Annotated in this window: 1 protein-coding gene; it reads left to right on the top strand. The window is 56.8% G+C overall.

What is annotated here, in order from left to right; translation table 11 throughout:
- Positions 1 to 100: 100 nt before the first annotated feature.
- Positions 101 to 1,186, top strand: a 1,086-nt coding sequence (locus CXF87_RS12090) for an IS1380 family transposase (protein WP_101146786.1), incomplete at its 3' end; no start/stop codon positions are given.

Below are 1,186 nucleotides of genomic sequence, written 5' to 3'. Positions count from 1 at the left end.
TAGCCCGGATTTCTCATGAGGGGATAAAAGAAAGCGGCTGAAAGTGCTATAGTTTCAGGACCTTACACCGTTCACCAAGCACCAACAGCCGCTATCCAAAATGGTACCTGAAAAACTGACCTTCTCGCCACTGTCTCGCCGTCAAATTGAAGCCGATTTCTCCGGTGGTCATATCACCTCCGATGCCGGCCTGCTTTTGCTTCGCGAAGTCGACAACCAACACCAGCTCACTCAGCGCCTGGCTACGGTGCTGGACGATGCCCGTAATCCGGTACTGGTTCGCCACAAGCTTCAAACCATGATCCGGCAACGGGTCTTTGGCGTAGCCGCCGGATACGAAGATCTGAACGATCACGAAACGTTACGCGCTGACCAGGCACTTCAGACCGCGACTGGCGAAGAGGCCATTCTGGCGGGCAAATCAACACTGTGCCGAATGGAGCAGCGCGTAGACCGGCAGGCCGTGGTCAAGGCCCACGAACTGCTGTGGCATCACTTCATTGAACAGCACGAGACTCCACCCAAGGAAATTGTGCTGGATTTTGATGGCACCGACGTTCCGGTGCATGGCGACCAGCCCGGCAAGTTCTTTAACGCCTACTACAATCACCATTGTTACTTCCCACTGTACGTGTTCTGCGGTCGCCATCTGCTGGTGAACTACCTGCGCACCAGCAACCGAAGCGACAGCCGCCACAGCTGGGCCATTCTGGCCCTGCTGGTGAAATTCATCCGGCAGTACTGGACGAATACCCGCATCGTGTTCCGGGGTGACAGCGGCTTTTACCGTCCCCGATTGCTGAGCTGGTGCGACCGGAACAACGTGGACTATCTGGTGGGCCTCAGCAAGAACAGCCGGCTGCTCAAGGAGGTAGACGTACCCTCGATGCTGGTTCGCAAGGCTCACAACGAACTGGGTGAAAAAGTCTGCGCCACCTATCGATTCCAGTACCAGGCCCACACCTGGAAACACCCCCGCTGGGTGATCGCGCGTCTGGAGGAGGGCGAACTGGGTGCCAACCCCAGGTTCATTCTCAGCTCCCGTTACGACGACGGCGTTAAACTCTACTACGAGCAATACTGTGCCCGGGGTGACATGGAAAACCGGATCAAGGATCAGCAGTTGTGTCTGTTCGCAGATCGCACCTCCAGCACGCGGTGGTGGACCAATCAGTGGCGGTTGCTC

It is taken from the genome of Halomonas sp. MES3-P3E (genome assembly GCF_002836035.1).
Classification (GTDB): domain Bacteria; phylum Pseudomonadota; class Gammaproteobacteria; order Pseudomonadales; family Halomonadaceae; genus Vreelandella; species Vreelandella arctica.
The sequence above is the reverse complement of the archived record's forward strand: the minus strand, read 5'-3'. Positions and strand labels throughout refer to the sequence as shown.